The organism is Flavobacterium sp. MEB061 (assembly GCF_000834715.1).
GTDB lineage: Bacteria > Bacteroidota > Bacteroidia > Flavobacteriales > Flavobacteriaceae > Flavobacterium > Flavobacterium pectinovorum.
The window spans coordinates 105,218-124,080 of sequence record NZ_JXQR01000040.1; the positions used below are offsets into that span (position 1 = coordinate 105,218).

Here is an 18,863-nt window from a genome sequence, read left to right on the forward strand (position 1 = left end):
TTACTCGTATTTTAGGTATTTCAAAACATCAACTTTTGTTGCCTGATAAGCTCTTGTTAACACAACCGAAAGCGTTAAAAACAGTAAAGCACTAAATCCTATTAAAAAGGGATAAAGAGAAATGGTAATTCGGTACGCAAAATTCTCCAGCCATTTGTCCAGTAAATAATACGCCGGAAACAAAGCGATTAAAAATCCAATTACGCTGAAAAGGACATATTGTTTACAAAGTTCTTTTAATAAAACATTGGTGTCGGCTCCCAGAGTTTTACGAATCGCGATTTCTTTCATGCGTCTTTCGATAGAATAAGAAGCAAGAGCAAATAACCCGAAAAGAGCAATTGTAATTACAATAATATTCAGCAACGAGAAAAGATTCTTTTGCTTTACATAACTGCTATACGATTTTTTATATTCTTTATCTACAAAATTGTATGCAAATGGATATTCAGGATCTACTTTTTTTGTCCACAGATTTTCCACGTCAGCCAGAGTTTGCTGCATCGTTTTTGGATCAGCTTTAATGTAAATATTATTCATAAGTGAGGTAAACCAGGGAGCGGTTTTAAAATGTAAAAAAGTCATAGGAGGTATTGGTTCTCCGGGATTTCCTAAATTAAAATCTTTGACAACTCCAACAATAATTACATTAATTCCGTTCCAGTCGATTTTTTTTCCTATCGGATCTTTTTCATTCAATAATTTTAGGGCGGTTTCATTAATTAACATCGAACTTATAGTGTCTTGTGCGAATTTTGGGTTAAAATAACGTCCTTTCACCATTTTTATTTTCATCATTTCCAATAGTCCAAAATCGATTGGCATATTACTGCCGTCAACATTTATATCTTTATAATGATAGGCTATTACAGATTTTGCACCATGTCCAAAAACAAAACCTGCACCTGCCACTTGTTTTACTCCTTTAATGTGCTGTAATTGATTTTTAATAATGTTGTATCGTTCAAGGCGATGTTTGTCTGTAATTCCTTCGCCATAGATATTTCTGTATGAAATGTTTAGAATTTGATTTCCATTAAAACCTAATTCTTTAGAATTCATAAGATCTATCTGCTCGTAAACAATATAAGATCCAACAATAAAAAAAGAGGCAACAGCAAACTGAAAAATCAACATTCCGTTTCTAAGCCAGACACCGCTTTTACTTCTGCCAAAATTTCCTTTTAATACTTTTAATGATTCAAAATTTGAAACATAAACCGCCGGAAATATTCCTGCGATAACTACAGTTACAATAAATATCACGACAAGCTGCAAAAAGAACTGACCACTTTGCAAAGCGAGTGTTTTCTCTAAAAAGGCATTATAAAAAGGCAAAGAAAGTTCTACAATAACAAGGGATATCAAAATAGAAAGCAATGAAATTATTGCGGTTTCAAAGATGAATTGCTTAATTATAGCCGACTTTGAAGCTCCGATAATTTTTCGAACCCCAACTTCTTTGGCTCTCTTTATAGCATTTGCCGTAGCAGAATTGACATAATTGACAATGGACAGGATTAGAATTAAAATAGATAATCCAACCATGATCAGTAAAAATTGAAAATTGCCTTTTGCTTCAATCAAACTGCCGGTTTTTGAGTGTAAACGAAGCGATGCTAATGGCTCTAAAGAAGGTTTTATCTCGCCAAATTTTTTGATAAATTCTTCTGGCGTGATACCTTGTTGTTGTGCAAAGCGAACGGACATATTTTCATAATACAAATTCTTAAGATTATCCGTTACTTGTTTTTGACTGTTTGCATTTTTAAGTTTTAATAAAAGAACAGAATGAAAATTTCCCCATTCCTGAATCGTTTTATTTATTCTTGCATCCATAAAATTAACTACGCATGACGGGTTGTAAACTGATTTTTTGTCCAGTTTATAAACACCTCTTACAATCAGATTTTTATTTTGTAAAACCACCTGTTTTCCCAAAGCGCTTTGGTTTCCAAAAAGCTGAACGGCTAAATCCTGCGATAAACAAATACTGTTTACATCCGGCAATGCTGTTTTAGCATTACCTTCAATAAACGGGTAAGGGAAATAATCAAAAAAGTTCTTTTGAGCCGAAACGATCTTGTCAGACTGCACTTTTTTATTATTAAAACGAATAATATCATTATTATAATCGCCGCTTAAATAGCAATATGATTCGACTTGAGGGCTTGCTGTTTTTATAGCAGATCCTATTGGCGATGAACTTGAAGCCCAATATGTCGTTGCATCCATTTGATTGGCTACTAAAAATACGTTGTCTTTGTTTGGATTCCATTGATCGTAACTCTGCTCGTCATTCCAATATAAAATTGCAAAAATCAATCCTGCAATTCCAATACTCAAACCCAAAACATTCAAAGCTGTAAAAAGCTTATTGTTCTTGATGTGGTATATAAATATGTTTGTCCAGTTTTTTAGCATTATTCTAGTTTTTAGAAGTTACCAAAACATCGACATTTCTATTGTTTATTTTTTCAGAAAGAATAATTCCGTCTTTCATTAAAATAGTTTTTTGAGAGAATGAAGCATCGTAATCTGAGTGCGTCACCATTAAAATCGTGGCGCCGCCAGCATGAAGATCCGTCAATAATTCCATTACTTCATTACCATTTTTACTATCCAGATTTCCTGTTGGTTCATCGGCAAGAATAATTTTTGGATCGTTAATTAAAGCTCTTGCAACCGCCACACGTTGTTGCTGACCTCCGGAAAGTTGTTGCGGATAATGTTTTAGTCGATGCGAAATACCTAATATATTGGCGATATTCTGTACTTTTTTCTTTCTTTCAGAAGCCGGGACGTCATTGTAAATAAGGGGCAATTCTATATTATCAAAAACAGAAAGTTCATCAATCAGGTTGAAATTCTGAAAAATGAAACCTATGTTCTCTTTTCTGGCTTTTGATTTTAGATTCTCTTTTAAGCCAATCATTTCCTGACCTAACAATTGATAACTTCCTCCCGAAGCGCTGTCCAGCAATCCGATAATATTTAATAAAGTTGATTTTCCGCTTCCGGATGGTCCCATAATCGAGACAAAATCGCCTTCGTTTATGGTTAATGAGATTTCGCTTAATGCATTTGTTTCTACTTCTTCGGTTCTGAAAATTTTTGAAAGTTTGTTAATGTTGATCATAATTGTTGTTTTAGATTGATGTTTTTAATTTTTTTATTGCCGAAGTAATAGAAACAGGCCCGAAATTAAGATAATTAACAATATAGTTGTTAGCTATCAAATTTTGTTACTTTTACCAGCAATAATGGTTCACATATTTGATGATTTGTTAGTCTAAATGTGATTTTCATGCCAAAAAATTAAAGATTGTAACTGCCTTATTTTTACGTTTTTATTTTTTATAAAAAACCAGAAGTGTCCATTAGTGGACAGCTTTCGTCCAAAACCGAACAAAAATGAAAAAGACAAATGCCTCAATATTAATCATCGACGATCAGGAAGATATCCTTTTTGCGTCGAAAGTGTTTCTGAAAAAGTATTTTGAAAACATTTATACACTTAATAATCCCAAAAATGTTATCGAATTATTGTCGAAAAATACCATCGATGTTGTTTTGTTAGACATGAATTACAGAATAGGTTTTGAAGACGGAAGGGAAGGTTTGTATTTATTAAAAGAAATAAAAACGCTTTCACCAAAAACTATCGTGATCTTAATGACCGCTTTTGGAAAAGTTGAAACGGCTGTAGAAGGCTTAAAATCAGGTGCTTTTGATTATATACTGAAACCCTGGGAAAACAAAAAACTACTCGAATCTGTAAAACAAGCCGTTGATAAATCCAGAAAAGAACAGAAAAAAGATAAGAATGTTGAAATACAGAATGACTTCTTTATAGGAACTTCTGATAATATAAAAAAAGCGTATTCTCTGGCAGATAAAGTAGCAAAAACCGATGCTAATGTTTTAATTCTGGGAGAAAACGGAACCGGAAAATTTGTTCTCGCACATCATATTTATTCTCAATCGGAAAGAAAAAATAATCCATTTATTGCGGTTGATTTAGGATCTCTAAATTCTAATATTTTCGAAAGTGAATTATTCGGTTACGCAAAAGGCGCTTTTACAGATGCAAAAGTTGATACTCCGGGTCGTTTTGAAATGGCGCAAAACGGAACTATTTTTCTGGATGAAATAGGAAATGTTCCGCTGCATTTGCAATCTAAACTATTGCAGGTTATTCAAACCAAAACCGTAACAAGATTGGGAGAAACTAAACCCAGAGCTTTGAATGTGCGCATTATTACGGCAACGAATTTGAATTTAAAACTGGAAGTTGCCGATAAAAACTTCAGGGAAGATTTATATTATCGTATTAATACGATGGAAATTATTCTGCCGCCGTTGCGAGAAAGAAACGCGGATAAAATTCCGTTGGCCGAATATCTTCTGCAAAAAATGATCGAAAAATACGGCAGGGATGAAATTACTTTCGATAAAAAAGTATTGGAACAAATTGAAAAACACGCCTGGAACGGAAACATTCGCGAAATGGAAAATAAAATTGAACGCGCCGTTATTCTTTGCGAAAACAACAAAATAACAGTTTCTGATTTAGATCTCGAAACCGTAACTCTTTATGATGAAAATCCGGATGATATTCAGCTTTCATCTATAGAAAAAACGACAATCGAAAAAGCATTGTTGAAACACAATAGTAATATCAGCAAAACTGCTGATGAATTAGGATTGTCACGAGGTGCATTGTATCGTCGTTTAGAGAAATATAATATTAACATCAAAACTGAGGGGTTGTAATCTAACACAGACATAATTTTGACGTCGATCTTTGTCAAAGTTTTAAACTTTGACAAAGATTACCAGATAAAAACAAACACGAATTTCACTAATTGACACTAATTTTAGTTTGTGAAATTAATTTCACAAACTAAGCTGACTATTAAAATTTGTGCAAATTCGTGACCCGAGCGATAGCGAACGGACGAAGTAAATTTGTGTTTAAAATTGATTTATAATATTTGTGCCCAGATGGTAGCATAGCTATGAGAAAAATTACAGTTCAGGATTTTTAATTTTTAATTCCAAATTTTTAATTTTAAAAATATGTTTAAAACATTTCAAACCTATAAACTTTTGTTTGTACGATTAATTCTAATTATTGCAGCGATAGAAATTTCGATTTACTTTTTTAAGATCGATTTGATTTTTACGGGCGTATTTGGTCTTTTTATTGTTTTTTTATTCATTCGCGAAATGTATTTTTATGTTCGGAATTTTGTTTTGCTTTACGATAAAACCATCTCTTCGATCTTGCAAAATGATTTTACATCCGATTTTACCAAACATAAATTCAATAGAAGTTACAATGATTTATTTCATTTATACGACACTTTAAAAAACAAGCAAAACGAAGAGGTTTCAAAAGATATAATTTACCGTTCGATTCTAAATAATATTGAAACGGGAATCATCATTTTGCAAAAACATGACTCAGATTGGAATATTTTTTTAATGAATGAATATTTCTCCAAACAGTTTAATGTTCCAAAAGTTTCAAAATGGAAATACCTCAAAAATCAATTGCCTTCGTTATGCGAAATTATTGAAGAAGATGATTTTCAGGAAATAAAAACATCCATAGAAATCAGTATCAATGAACAAAATAAGCAAACGTTTGTTTTGCAGGCTTCGCGAACAGAAATTTTCGAGAAAGATTATTTTATTGTTTTGTTAGATTCGATTCAGAATGTGGTCGAGAAAAAAGAGAAAGACGCCTGGGTAAATTTGATGAAAGTGATTTCGCATGAACTTTTAAATTCGATAACACCAATTCGTTCTATTTGCCAGAATCTGCAGGATTTGGTGGAGCAGGATTCTTTATCGGCAGAAGATTTGGAAGATATAAAAAACAGTGTTGAAACGATGTTGAGAAGAAGTGATCATTTGCAAAAATTTGTAGAAGGATATCGAAAACTCGCCATGCTGCCTTCGCCTAAAAAGGAAGAAATAGAATTACAAGACTTGATAGATAATTGTTTACAAATCATGAATCCGTTATTTAAGGAAAATCAGATTGAAGTTTTAAGTAACATAGCTTTTAAACGTTGGATAAATGTCGATTCACAGCAAGTAGAACAAGTTTTGATCAATTTGCTGACAAATTGTATTTACGCTGTAAAAAATGCCGAATTAAAACAGATTATCATTTCGGCGGAAGCCAAAGAAAACCGAATTTTCATCAGAATCTCAGATAGTGGCAACGGAATCGAAAAGGAAATCGAAAACAAAATTTTCCTTCCGTTTTTTACCACCAGAAATGAAGGAGCCGGAATTGGTTTGACTTTATCAAAAAATATTATCGAAGCGCACGGTGGTTATATTTCGTTTAAAACGGAAGAGGGGAGAACTGTTTTTGAGATTTGTTTGGTTGAATAAGTATTTTAATTTCAATTAATTGTAGTAGTTTTTTTACTATATTAGCTTGATTAAAAGCTATTTATGATAAACAAATAACCAATGGATAAAAAACCACTATCAGATTTAACAGACCAGGAATTATTACAAGAAGCAAAAAAAAGAAAATCAGCTTCAATTACCAATGCATTTTTAATTGGTTTTTTGATTGGAATTGTGTTTTACAGCGTTGTAAAAAATACCTGGGGATTTCTTACGCTGATTCCTTTGTTCCTTGCTTATAAATTGATTAACAATTCAAAATACGAGAAAGAAGAATTAGAAAATCTTTTGAAGGAGCGAGGTTTGAAATAAATAATAGATCTTGTTGTCTTTACGAATTAATTTCAGAAGTACTTAGAAAACGATAATATTCTTTTATTTTAGTTTTTAATCTTTTAGCCAAATACTTGTTTCCGTCTTTTAATTCATCGAGTATGATTTCAGCTTCTTCTATGTATTTTAACTTTTTTTCGTCTTCCCAATAATATGGAGGCTGATACAAATTTGAAATTCGATCGGCCATTTTAACAGCCCAAATTTCTATAGGTTGCTCTTTAATTCTTTTTAAACTGTCAAGCATTTTTTCAATTTGGCCCTCGATTTTGTCATTTTTTGTAAGAGCAAGAACTCCATTGGCAACTTCATGACCAAAAAGTTCATTTATTTTTTCATATGTCGCTGCAGTGTCTTCAATTGTATCGTGTAGAATTGCACATTTAATAGCTAAACCAGAATTCATATTTTCTGTTGATTGAATAGCATTTAGAATTTCAAAGACAACACTTCCAATATGATTTATGTATTCAACTTGTTCTCCATCCTTAAGGCCACCATATTTTTGTCCATTATGTAATTTCGAAGCTAGCTGCCAAATTTCCTGGATTTCATCTATTGACCAATATTTTTGTTTTTCCATATGTATAATAAATTAAGGCTTGTATGTTTATGGTAAAATACAAAAATATTTGGAATTATTATTAAGTAATTGTGTAGTTTTCGAAATATGTATCCTTTAATAAGTTGTTTTCCGGTTCTTCTATACAATAGGAACTCCTATCCAATGAAATATAAAAATTAGTGCAATAGTTATTCCAATACTGCACAAAGTTAGAATGCGCCAATAAGTAGATCTTCCATATCCAAATCGCCAAATCCTTTCGCCAGTTTCTTCCCGGTTTGATTTTAAAGTTAATTTCGCAAGTATAAATGTTGAAATGATAAAGATCAAAATTGTAATTAACCAAAATTTTATCATGATTTAATGTTTTTGAAATGCGGTTTAAATTTACTCAATTTTTTTCAAAATCTCTGATTATGAGTACTCGTTATTTTTAAAATGCTTCTAAGTTTTGTGTTCAACTGCTTTCTACACTGAAATAATACTTAGCTATTTCTCATTTGTTGTAAGTTCTTTTCTTAATGCATTTTTGGTAGCTTTATCTATAAATTTCTGTGGTAATAGTGAAATCAAAAAAGTCTGTATTGCATGTTGCCAGTAAGGCATTATACTTTGCCTGCCGCAGCCTATTCTGTTTAAAACACATTTTGCATAAGTTTCGGCACTTGGGCGCATAAAGGAAACGGGCTTTCTGTTACTTCCGGTATTTACACTTCCCGTGAGCAATGAAATCACTTCTATATTTTCAAGTTCACGAGCCAAAGAAATAGAGAAAGCATTATTATAGGCTTTTGTTCCGGCATATACGGCCAAATAAGGCGGAGGTAAAAGTCCGGCATAAGAAGATACATTGAGTATTAAAGCAGGCTTTTTGAAAAAAGGGATTAAATCATGTGTCAGTTGTGAAGGAAATGCAGTGTTTAGCATAATTGTTTCGTCAATTTCCTGATTACTCATTTCGGTAAATTCAGAAATGGGACCAACACCAACATTGTTGACTAAAATGGTGATTGGTAAATGGGAAATAGATGATAGATCCATTTTACTGCTTTTGCTTCCATCATGTGCTAAATTTATAACGTTACAAGTTGGGTTTTTTGTTATAATATCGTTTTCTGTCAATTTTAACTTTTCAACGTTTCTTCCATGAATTATGACATTAAACCCATTATTGGCAAGTTCTAATGCAATTGCTTTGCCAATCCCATCGGTTGCGCCTGTTATTAAAGCATAAGCACCATCTGTTTTGTATTTAAGTAGTTGGGAGGGATGTAAATACAGTATTATGAATTTAAAAAGTTGAAAAAATAATACCGTCAATGCAAGAACTCCAATGCTCCAAATAAGCTGATTTATCATAGTTGTATTTTTGATACAAAACTATTTCAGTGCTCTTGTAATAACAATGGAAATACAATGGCAATGATTGGACTATTTGCGGTAATTCACTCTAAATTGCAGCGGAGTCATCTTTTCTAAATTAGAGAAAAAACGATTAAAATAGGCGTGATCATCATAACCAAGTTCATAAGCAATTTCCTTTACTGTATTATCTGTAGCATACAGTAATCGTTTGGCTTCTGTTAATATCGTTTGTTGTATCCAATAGCTAACAGTTAAACCGGTAGTTAATTTAACAGCCTCATTCAGGTAAGCAGAAGAAATATTTAATTCATTTGCATAGTTTACCGCACTTTTATGAGTTCTAAAATGCTTTAATAACAAACTCTTAAATTGTTTTGTAATGATATGCTTTCGTGAAATAGCAGTTTCACTAACTTTTATTTGCTCATAAGCATCTGCAAATAGGCAAACACAAGTATTTGTCAGCGAATAAATTACTTCAGAACTTGTACTTAATTTTTGAGAAGCTTCTACCAATTCTATACAAGAATTTAAAAAATGGCTGGTGGTTGAATTTATGCTAACAGACAGGTAATCAAAGTAGTTTTCTTCAAAGATACCTCTGTTTTTTTTGCTTATTAGTTTTGAATCAACAATCAATAAAGATGCTTGCGTACCAGAATCAACCAAAGTAACGTAATGAACTTGTCCTGGTAAAATACAGATTATAGAATTTTCTGTTAAGGTAATTTCTTTAAAATCAACCACAATTTTGCTATATCCATTTTTTTGAAGAATGAACAAGAAATGGTCATCTCTTCGATGTGGTATTTTTTGATATAAAGCACTATTATCTTCCGTAGCAATAAAATGAAAAACACTTGTTTCCTGATTTGTAAACTCATTTAAAGAAATTGTCGGAATGTTTTTTTTCATACTATGCTTTGTCAAGGTTGTCGTTAACTTTATAAAAGTGTATTTACATTATGATGTGCCCGTTAAGTTTTTACAATATTACTCAAAAAATAAATCTGATAGAGCAGATTTTAAATAGGTGCCCTAAGTTTGACAAAAAATATAGCCATCAAAAAACCTTAATTTTCTTAAGGACTTTTCTGGTGGTTCTTACGGAACTATTTATGAAATCATTTCATGCAGGATTTGAAGAAACTTTCTAATAGAAATGTTAATTTTTTTTATATAGTATTTAAAAAATTAATAAAACGTTGTACAAATAGTCTTATATTCGCTTTTAAATAAAAATTCAGTTTATGAATAAAATAAGTCCTAATTAGCCTTTATTGAGGCTATTTATAATGATAAAACCAAACTAAAAAAATGACTTTCATTAAAACAATTTCTACATTTTTAATTACACTTTTATTAGCAACCACAGCTTTTGGACAAGGATCTAAACATAAAACCAAAATTTTATTAATCGGGACAATTCACTTCGAAACGCCTCATTTAGATGCACATGAATTAAAAACAGATGATTTTTTAGCTCCTAAAAGACAGCAGGAACTGGAAGAATTGACTGGAATTTTAAAACAAACAAATGCTGATAAAGTGATGATAGAAAAGCCACTTAAGGAGCAAAAACAAATTGATAGTTTGTATAAGGCGTATTTACAAAATAAGTATAAGTTAACCGTTTCTGAGCGAGAGCAAATAGGTTTTCGATTAGCTAAAAAATTAAATTTAAAAGAGATAAATTGTGTAGATATTTTTTATGGAATGAAACATGACAGTTTACTTTCTGTAACTGCTAAAGAAAAAAATCAGTTGTATTTATTAAAAGAATTAGGTACAACTGCAAATAACTTAAAACTTGAATTCGATAATATAGTAAAACGAAATTCAATAACCGAAGTACTAAAATATATAAACAAAAAAGAGCTTTTGCAGAAAAATTTATCATTGTACTTAAAATATATTGCAAAAGTAGGAGCGGGAGAAAATTATATTGGTGCAGAAGCAGTTTCTGATTGGTATTTGAGAAATTTAGCGGTTTATGCTAATGTAATAACTCAAATAAATGCAAATGATAAATACGTTATACTAATATTTGGACAAGGACATATTCCTATATTAAAACACTTACTACAAAATAATGACGACTTTGAAGTTATTGAAGTAAATAGCGTACTAAAATAAACTGCCACGAATAGATAGAGTTAAAATTACAAAACCAAAATATGCAAGAAGAAATAACCAAACATTCAGAAAAAATTTATAAAACTGTGAAAAATTCAGAACACACATTGGGAGAGAAAGTAAAAGAAATCATTATAGAAATATGCATAATCGTTTTTGCAGTAACACTTTCAATAGGGTTGCACAGCTGGAGTGAACACAGGCATCAACAAGAAGAGGTATGTGTGTTTCTAGTTAATTTAAAGAATGATTTAAAGATTGACATACAAAACATCGACAATGAAAAGAAAGCCTACCAAAAGTCAAACATAGCCTATGAAAAAATTTTAGCATTAACACCTCTTCAACTTGACAGTATTTACAAGTCTAAAAATAAGGTTAATTTTCCAATTCATTCACATGGTCATACAATGAATATTGGTAATTATGAAGGTTTTAAATCAAGTGGTAAAATTGGCTACATTGAAGACGAAAAATTAAAACAGAAAATGTTAACTTATTACCAAATATTTGTACCGGCACAAGACGAAGTTGATAAAATGTACAATGATTTTCTGTTTAAGTGTTTTGATAAAATGATAGAAAATGCAGATAAACCAGAAGAAAAATTATATTCTGACCCAAAATTTAAAAAGACAATCGAATTTCTTGTCAAACTAGGTAAGAATAACATAAGGGTTTATAATGAAAACACAAAACCACTAGCAGTTGAACTTATTAAAGATATTGAAAAAGAGTTGAATAAATAAAAACGGCACACACCGTCCGTGGTTTTGCCTGCTGGCGCGAGCGTACCCCCTCGTGAACACGAAGAGAATTTACAAGAACAAAAAACTCCTTAATTTCTTAAGGAGTTTTTTGTTCTTGTAAATAAAACTTACTGAAATAAAGAAGACTTAAAAATAACTTTCGAAATTTTAATTAAACGACTTCCTGAATTCCAAGGGCGAAATATCAGTTTTAGCCTTAAATAATTTACTGAAAGACTGAGAATGTTCAAATCCCAATTCATAAGCAATTTCACTTACAGAAAGTTCTGTTGTGGAAAGTTTTTCCTTGGCTTTTTCAATCAGCTTTTCGTGGATGTGTTGCTGAGTTGTTTTTCCGGTCAAAGTTTTCAAAAGACCTCGCATATAATGAGGCGACATATTGAATTCATCAGCGAGATATTGAACGCTAGGCAATCCTTTTGTTTTGAAATCATCTCTTTCGTAATAATCATTAAGCAGGATTTCTAATTTTTCTAAAAATTGATAATGCGCTTTGTGGCGAGTAATAAACTGTCGCTGATAAAATCTTTCAGAATAATTCAAAAGCGTTTCCAGCTGAGAAATAATAATGTTCTGACTGAATTTGTCAATGTTGGTTTGATATTCCTGCTTGATATTATCAGTGATTTGCTGGATTTTTATTTCCTCATCTTCAGATAAAAATAATGCTTCATTAACAGAATAATCAAAGAATTCATATTTCTTGATTGCGCTTGCCATTGGCGTATTCCAAAGAAAATCCGGATGAATCATCATCATCCAACCAGACGGATTTTTGCCGTGTTCTTCCCGGACGATGCTCAGAATCTGATTTGGAGCCATACAAAACATCACGCCTTCATCAAAATCATAATCCTGCTGCCCGTATCTATATTTATGATTCATATCTCTTTTGACAGAAATCATATAAAAATCAAATATCAAACTCTGCTTTCCACTTTCCAAAGCCACCGCCATATCTTCAAAATTTATCACACTAATGAGCGGATGTTTCGGCTTTGGCAAACCACGCAAAGTATGGAATTGAGAGATTGTTTTTATTCTTATCGGCGAATCATACATCGTTTTAGTATTTAATCAAATTTAGTGAATATAAAGGTACAGACTATTCTATCTCAGAGAAATAAACATTTTGCAAATCTTCCATCAAAGTTGGGTGTTGAGGATTCCAGCCTAATGCCGCCTTAGTTTCTTCGCTTGAAGTAGGATTATTAAGCTTTGCAAAATGTGCAAACCAGCCGAAATGTTCTGCTGCTTCATCGTTTGTTAGCGAAACAACCTGAATCTGCAATTTTTCAGCAATAAAAGCTGCAATGTCTTTAAACGGAATTCCCTGTTCTGCAACTGCGTGATATCTTGTTCCGCTTACGAAAGGTTTTTCCAAAGCTAATCGGTACAATTTTGCTGCATCTAATCTGTGAACAGCAGGCCATAAATTACTGCCACCATTAATAATCGCAGCTTTTCTTTTTTCTTTTGCAATATTAATCGAGGTTGGAACAAAACCAATTATATCTCCCTTACCGTGAACAGATGGAGAGAGTCTTACAACGGCAACTTTCACGCCTTTTGCGGCTGCGGCATCAGCTGCATTTTCTGTTGCAATTCTGGGATGTGGATTGTTTGCGGAAAGATCTTTTTCAGTTGTGATTCCGTCTTTTGAAAAAAGTGCCGTTCCTGAAGTAATGAGAAAAGGTTTGTCTGTTCCCAATAAAGCTTCACCTATTGTTTCAATCACTTTTCCATCAAGTGTACACATTTCCTCAAATCTTGTAAAATCGTGAACAAATCCTAAGTGAACCACTGCATCTGAAGCGATAGTTCCTGATTTCAAACTTTCAAAATCGTTTAAATCTCCGCGGTGTGCTTCTGCACCGGCTGCAATCAATTTGTTTGCTGATTCTTCCGAACGAGCCAATCCCAAAACCTGGTGTCCATTGGCTAATAATTCCTGTACTACGGCAGTTCCTATAAAACCTGTAGCGCCTGTAACAAATACTTTCATTTTGATATAATTTAATGAAGCAAAGTTCAGGTTTCGTTTATGTACTCTTGTAGCCGAAAAGTATTTTCTTGTAGCCGAAAAATTTAATTAAATGACTTCTTGGATTCCAAAGGCGAAATGTTGGTTTTGGTTTTAATATATAAGATTAGATGTTTTGCAAAAAAAACGCTTGTAAACATGGTATTCAATGGCAACTTATGCTGTCAAGAAAGTATTATCGAACGCCTACATTGATGGAGATTTTCTCATAATGCCAGAAAATGGAGGAAAAAGGATATCTTATATATCAAAAAAGATGGATAATCTTTCGCCTGCTGGTGTGAGTGTCTCGCTCGTTAACGCAAAATCTACAAAAAACAAGACATAACAAAAACTCCTTAATTTCTTAAGGAGTTTTTGTTTTTTGAAAAGTTTATTTTCCTTTTATTATTTTTTCGAGATATTCAACTTTATCTTTTTCTGCCTGAACCAAACGTTCGTAAAGTTTAATTTGCTCTTCATGAGCTTGTATTAATTTATCTAAAGGATTAAAAGTACAACCATAGTTAATGGCAGAAGAATTGTCTACATTATAAGTATTGCCAATAATATTTAAAACAGCTTCTTCTGAAAAATTTTTAATCGCTTCTACAGTTACACCTAGTGCTTTTGCAATTTCTGCAAGTTTTCCATCATCTATTGTTTCGCTATTTTCAATAGCAGATATAGTCTGTTGATTTGTTCCTAAAGCTTGTGCCAAAGCTTCTTGTTTCATGTCTCGAAGTTCACGAATACGGCTAATTTTTCGCCCTATGTGATTTGGTTTTATTGCTGTGCTCATAGTTCAAAGATATTTAAAATTTCTCAGAAATTTCCTCTTTGGTAAAAAACAGGTTTGAAATTGTTCGATACAATATTATAAAAGGCTCCTCAATTTCTTAAGGAGTTTTGTGGTGAACATTACGAACCTTTTTACTAATCATTTTTGCAAGATTTGCAGAAATTCAATAAGAAGATAATGATTTTATTTGTCTTAAAAAGTTGATAAATTGTAGATAAAATATTTCTTATATTAGCCTAAAAAAAAGCATAGATAGCTCAAAGCCAAGTTTAAAAGTTGTGTTAACGTTATTTTGATGTTTTACTAACATTTATAAAAAAACCAAAAAAATCATTATGAAATACTACTTGCAATTAGAAACGGATAACAAATACTTTCGCTTGCAAAAAGATGAAACTTGGAGACTTTTAGAAAATATTAAAATAGAAGAATCTGATTTTCTTACTTCGGAAGAAAATGATATTATTAAAATTCAAAAAGTGAATTCAACAATAAATTTAGATGGGAACGACTGGAAGTTAAATCCAACTTCTTCAACTCTTTTTGCTGATGATTCAGTTGATTATGAAGTTTATACAAAACGGGAAATAAAACCATCAATTCCAACAAAAGAGCAACTTATTGATGTAATTGCAAATGGAGATGATAAAAAAAATAACACTATAATTTTAAAAACAAATGGAATTTATGAGATTCGTGAAATTCAAAATATAGATTTGACAATTAAATATCCAACAATAGTCGTTAGAAATGAAACTTTTATAGCGGGTAATGGTTATGTTGGAAAAGAAGCATCGCAAGACGAAAGCTTTGTAAATGATATTTATACTGAAAGTTTAGAATACTGGCTTATTCATTTAGAAAAAGGAAAAACTAATATGTTTTCTGATGGTATGATGCTGCATAGAAAGTTGGATGAAGTTATAGCTGAAATAAGGACTTTAAATATATAAATTGCTGGTAACAGCTGCTACAACGGATTTTGGCAATTTGATTAATGGAAAAAGTTGGTTTTTTATTTGGGATGACTTGTCAAATATAAATATAGGATTTAGTTTAGTCCCAATCCCGTTCTTAGTAGTAGGACGTTAATAAACATTGCAAAGAACAGACAACTAATGGAAAAAATTACGGCATTTTATGAATCAACGCTTGGTATAGATTTAAAAAATTTAACGCATCCTATTTCCCAGTTAATATCTTTAACGAAAAAGACAACTGGAATTGAGGAAAAACAAATTAAGCAGAAGTTAAGAATGATTGGCTTAGCTTTACTGGACATTAAAGATTATGACCAAAATATTTATAATTTTTATATAAAGAAAACAGTAAAAAACGCAGATTTTTCCCTTAACGGTTGGCTTTTTGAAATTATACAATGTGCGAATTTAATTAAAACATCTAACGAGAATGAAATGCAATTTAAATTTGGAGATTCTAATGAAAAGGAGCCAGATTTTATAATTGATGGTTGTGGAATTGAATCAACATCAATAAGATTCCCAGAAGAATCTCAAAAGAATAACGCAGACTCTAAACTTCTTAGCAAATTCCGAGAAAAAAATGGAAAAGATTATGCAAACGGTAATTCTGTGCTTTTAATTGAAATTACCCAGACCGTTCATTTTGCCAATCAGGGTAATCATCAACCTAACACGAATTTCAATAATATTCTAAAAATTATTAGTGACGAAAGTAAATTTGGAATTGTTTTATGCTATGTTGAATATACGGTTCCACATGAAGGAAATTTACATTTTAAAGGCACTGTCTATCCTGCTTATGGTAAAGATTGTACAGAAAATGTAAAAACTTTATTTCAGAAAATTACCAAGGGAGAGTTTAATACTTTCGATGGAACGCAAAGAATATCAAAGTACTAGCGACGTTTATTAACATCTGTTTGAGAAGACTTACTCGAAAAAAAAGAAATGTATTTTGAAGATATGAAGAACTTCCAGTTCCACTAATAACTGATGATGAAAATAAAGAATTATTATTAATAAAGAATTATAATTATTAGAATTTATAATGTTACATATGCTGGCGCGATCGCCCCGCCCGTGAATAAGAAAATCTATAATAAAACCATAAAAAAAACTCCTTAATTTCTTAAGGAGTTTCTTGGTGGGCGATGAGGGGTTCGAACCCCCGACCCCCTCGGTGTAAACGAGGTGCTCTGAACCAGCTGAGCTAATCGCCCTATTTTACTAGGTTGCTATCGTTTGTGATTGCGAGTGCAAATATACGCTAGTTTTTGAGTTCTGCAAAGAAAATAGAATAAAAAAGAAAACTTTTTTTTAAATTCATTATATCTTGCTGTTTATGAATTTGTTATTAAAATGATTTTTTTAAACTTTTTTCTGCAAATTTCCTTTTCCTTAGTTCAAAGGCAATTCAGCAACAACAAAAGTGCTTCCTCCAACATAAATAAAATCATTTTCCGAGGCATTTTTCTTTGCTTCCGCGAAAGCGAGCTCAACCGATTCGTATTTTTCTCCAAACAAATTATACTTTTTGGCTGCATCCTGGAGAATTTCAGTACTTAATCCTCTAGACGAATTGGGTCTGCAGAAATAATATTGCGCTTTCTGAGGAAAAAGCGGTAAGATAGAATCAAGGTCCTTATCATTTACAACTCCCAAAACAATATGCAGGTTCTCAAAAGTTTCTTTCTGAATCTGATTCATTACAACCGCCAAACCATGTTTATTGTGCGCCGTATCGCAGATTATTTTTGGGTTTTCTCCCAACTGCTGCCATCTTCCTTGTAAACCGGTATTTTTTACGGTATTTAACAAACCGCTTTTTAGATTATCAATCGAAACTTTAAAATCGGTTTGTGAGTTTAAAACAACAACAACCTGCTGAACCGTTTTTTTATTGTGAAACTGATAATCGCCCAATAAATCAGAAGGAAAAACTCCTGAAATTAAATCAGCAGCAAAATAAATTGGCGCATCGTTTTCTTTTGCTTTGGCTAAAAATACAGCTTCCGTTTCCTCTGTATATTCTCCAATTACAACAGGAACATTCGGTTTAATAATTCCAGCCTTTTCTCCGGCAATTTCCGTAGTGGTATTTCCCAAAAACTGCATATGATCCAGATCGATATTGGTAATAACCGAAACTAATGGCGTAATAATATTTGTAGCGTCCAGTCTTCCGCCCAGACCAACTTCTATAATCGCAATATCTGTTTTTTCTGCAGCAAAATAATCAAATGCCAAACCAACAGACATTTCGAAAAAACTCATATCATTTGCTTCAAAAAAGTCTTTGTGTTTGGCTACGAATTCAATAACAAAATCTTCTGAAATATCGTTTCCGTTGATTTTTATTCTTTCTCTAAAATCTTTTAAATGTGGTGAAGTGTACAATCCAACTTTATATCCCGCTTCCTGCAAAACCGAAGCCAGCATGTGCGACGTAGAACCTTTACCGTTTGTTCCGGCAACATGAATACACTTTAATTGATTTTGTGGATTATCAAGATGCGCCGCAAGCAACTTAATGTTGGTTAAATCTTCTTTGTACGCCGAAGCACCCTGAAGTTGATACATGGGCAATTGGTTAAACATCCAATTTGTTGTTTCCTGATAGTTCATTATATTTGGATAAAATAGTTGTCGATTGAAATAATTTCCGGTTTTTTTAGTTTAATATTACAGTGAAATTATCTTTAATGCAAAATTGAAATATTTTTTAGAATTAATTATTAAAAACAAGAATTAAAATATGTTTAGCTTCATTCAATTACAAGCAGATACTATTGCAAACGCTGCATCTAACGTAGTTATCGAAAAAATTGCACCAAATACCGAAATCTCTGTTTTAGGATTTATCTTAAAAGGAGGTTTTTTCTTAATACCAATTGCCATTTTACTTTTTTACACGATTTATGTCATTTTTGAACGTTATATGTATATCAGCAAAGCATCGAAAATTGATGCAAGATTAATGCAGGATGTTGCCGATAAATTAAATGCAGGAAACATAGAATTAGCGAGAACAATTGTAGAAAGAAGCAATACAGCTGCAGGAAATATTTTAAAAGAAGGAGTTTTAGTAATTGGAAGACCAATTGCCGAAATCGAATCAAACATGGACCGTGCAGCCGATATCGAAATTGGTGAAATGGAAAGACATTTAGGTCACTTGGGACTTATCGCCGGTATTGCACCAACGCTAGGTTTCATCGGAACTATTTCTGGGGTTATCAAGATTTTCTACAGTATTTCTGTAACTGAAAATATTAGTATCGGAAACATTTCCGGAGGTTTATACGAAAAAATGATCAGTTCAGGTTCCGGATTAATTGTGGGTATTATTGCTTATAGCGCTTACCACTTATTGAACGGAAAAATTGATGATTTTGCCCTAAAAATTCAGAAACAAATATTAGAATTTGTCAATATAATTCAAAGAGCATAA

At 32.0% G+C, this 18,863-nt stretch carries 17 protein-coding genes and 1 tRNA gene; 8 read left to right on the forward strand and 10 right to left on the reverse strand.

Annotation, left to right across the window (positions count from 1 at the left end; translation table 11 throughout):
• The gene (locus RT99_RS16120; RefSeq protein ID WP_042565788.1) at nt 1-2,424 is read right to left on the reverse strand and encodes an ABC transporter permease; all 2,424 of its coding nucleotides are present in this window, start codon (nt 2,422-2,424) and stop codon (nt 1-3) included.
• A 4-nt stretch (nt 2,425-2,428) separates the two neighbouring features.
• Nucleotides 2,429-3,139, reverse strand: a complete 711-nt coding sequence (locus RT99_RS16125) for an ABC transporter ATP-binding protein (RefSeq protein ID WP_082036973.1) — start codon at nt 3,137-3,139, stop codon at nt 2,429-2,431.
• Nucleotides 3,140-3,414: 275 nt separating this feature from the next.
• On the opposite strand from RT99_RS16125, the gene RT99_RS16130 reads away from it, so the two are divergent.
• The 3 genes from RT99_RS16130 (at nt 3,415) to RT99_RS16140 (ending at nt 6,747) form a co-directional block, all read left to right on the forward strand.
• On the forward strand, nt 3,415-4,776 hold the full coding sequence (locus RT99_RS16130; RefSeq protein WP_042565790.1) for a sigma-54 dependent transcriptional regulator: 1,362 nt from the start codon (nt 3,415-3,417) through the stop codon (nt 4,774-4,776).
• 306 nt (nt 4,777-5,082) lie between these two features.
• The gene (locus RT99_RS16135) at nt 5,083-6,414 is read left to right on the forward strand and encodes a PAS domain-containing sensor histidine kinase (RefSeq protein WP_042565791.1); all 1,332 of its coding nucleotides are present in this window, start codon (nt 5,083-5,085) and stop codon (nt 6,412-6,414) included.
• Nucleotides 6,415-6,495: 81 nt separating this feature from the next.
• Nucleotides 6,496-6,747: a hypothetical protein gene (locus RT99_RS16140; protein ID WP_042565792.1), complete on the forward strand. Its 252-nt coding sequence runs from the start codon at nt 6,496-6,498 to the stop codon at nt 6,745-6,747.
• A gap of 19 nt (nt 6,748-6,766) precedes the next feature.
• Here the strand turns inward: RT99_RS16140 and RT99_RS16145 are convergent, their stop codons facing one another.
• From RT99_RS16145 to RT99_RS24760, 3 genes are all read right to left on the reverse strand, one after another.
• On the reverse strand, nt 6,767-7,351 hold the full coding sequence (locus tag RT99_RS16145) for an HD domain-containing protein (protein ID WP_042565793.1): 585 nt from the start codon (nt 7,349-7,351) through the stop codon (nt 6,767-6,769).
• Between the two features lie 471 nt (nt 7,352-7,822).
• Nucleotides 7,823-8,692 carry an SDR family NAD(P)-dependent oxidoreductase gene (locus tag RT99_RS16155; protein WP_042565795.1) on the reverse strand — a complete coding sequence of 290 codons (870 nt, stop codon included), beginning with the start codon at nt 8,690-8,692 and terminating at the stop codon, nt 7,823-7,825.
• Nucleotides 8,693-8,764: 72 nt separating this feature from the next.
• Nucleotides 8,765-9,613: an AraC family transcriptional regulator gene (locus tag RT99_RS24760; RefSeq protein WP_052483703.1), complete on the reverse strand. Its 849-nt coding sequence runs from the start codon at nt 9,611-9,613 to the stop codon at nt 8,765-8,767.
• A gap of 402 nt (nt 9,614-10,015) precedes the next feature.
• On the opposite strand from RT99_RS24760, the gene RT99_RS16165 reads away from it, so the two are divergent.
• Together RT99_RS16165 and RT99_RS16170 are read left to right on the forward strand one after the other, a co-directional pair.
• On the forward strand, nt 10,016-10,834 hold the full coding sequence (locus RT99_RS16165; protein WP_042565796.1) for a DUF5694 domain-containing protein: 819 nt from the start codon (nt 10,016-10,018) through the stop codon (nt 10,832-10,834).
• A 41-nt stretch (nt 10,835-10,875) separates the two neighbouring features.
• A complete protein-coding gene (locus RT99_RS16170) occupies nt 10,876-11,583 on the forward strand; it encodes a DUF6090 family protein (protein ID WP_042565797.1) in 708 nt (235 codons plus the stop codon).
• 168 nt (nt 11,584-11,751) lie between these two features.
• On the opposite strand, the gene RT99_RS16175 is transcribed toward RT99_RS16170, so the two are convergent.
• From RT99_RS16175 to RT99_RS16190, 3 genes are all read right to left on the reverse strand, one after another.
• Complete coding sequence (locus RT99_RS16175; protein WP_042565798.1) at nt 11,752-12,666, reverse strand: AraC family transcriptional regulator; 915 nt, start codon at nt 12,664-12,666, stop codon at nt 11,752-11,754.
• Between the two features lie 43 nt (nt 12,667-12,709).
• Nucleotides 12,710-13,609, reverse strand: coding sequence for an SDR family oxidoreductase (locus tag RT99_RS16180; RefSeq protein ID WP_042565799.1), 900 nt, complete (start codon nt 13,607-13,609; stop codon nt 12,710-12,712).
• 412 nt (nt 13,610-14,021) lie between these two features.
• Nucleotides 14,022-14,429, reverse strand: a complete 408-nt coding sequence (locus tag RT99_RS16190) for a helix-turn-helix domain-containing protein (RefSeq protein ID WP_042565801.1) — start codon at nt 14,427-14,429, stop codon at nt 14,022-14,024.
• A gap of 335 nt (nt 14,430-14,764) precedes the next feature.
• Here RT99_RS16190 and RT99_RS16195 point away from each other — a divergent pair, with 335 nt between their 5' ends.
• Nucleotides 14,765-15,382: a hypothetical protein gene (locus tag RT99_RS16195; protein ID WP_042565802.1), complete on the forward strand. Its 618-nt coding sequence runs from the start codon at nt 14,765-14,767 to the stop codon at nt 15,380-15,382.
• A 165-nt stretch (nt 15,383-15,547) separates the two neighbouring features.
• On the forward strand, nt 15,548-16,312 hold the full coding sequence (locus RT99_RS16200; protein WP_042565803.1) for a hypothetical protein: 765 nt from the start codon (nt 15,548-15,550) through the stop codon (nt 16,310-16,312).
• 242 nt (nt 16,313-16,554) lie between these two features.
• Here RT99_RS16200 and RT99_RS16205 read toward each other — a convergent pair.
• Together RT99_RS16205 and RT99_RS16210 are read right to left on the reverse strand one after the other, a co-directional pair.
• A tRNA-Val gene (locus RT99_RS16205) sits at nt 16,555-16,632 on the reverse strand.
• 178 nt (nt 16,633-16,810) lie between these two features.
• On the reverse strand, nt 16,811-18,037 hold the full coding sequence (locus RT99_RS16210) for a folylpolyglutamate synthase/dihydrofolate synthase family protein (RefSeq protein WP_042565804.1): 1,227 nt from the start codon (nt 18,035-18,037) through the stop codon (nt 16,811-16,813).
• A gap of 130 nt (nt 18,038-18,167) precedes the next feature.
• Between RT99_RS16210 and RT99_RS16215 the strand changes: the two genes are divergently transcribed.
• Entirely contained in the window at nt 18,168-18,863 is a 696-nt protein-coding gene (locus RT99_RS16215; protein ID WP_042565805.1) for a MotA/TolQ/ExbB proton channel family protein, read from the forward strand.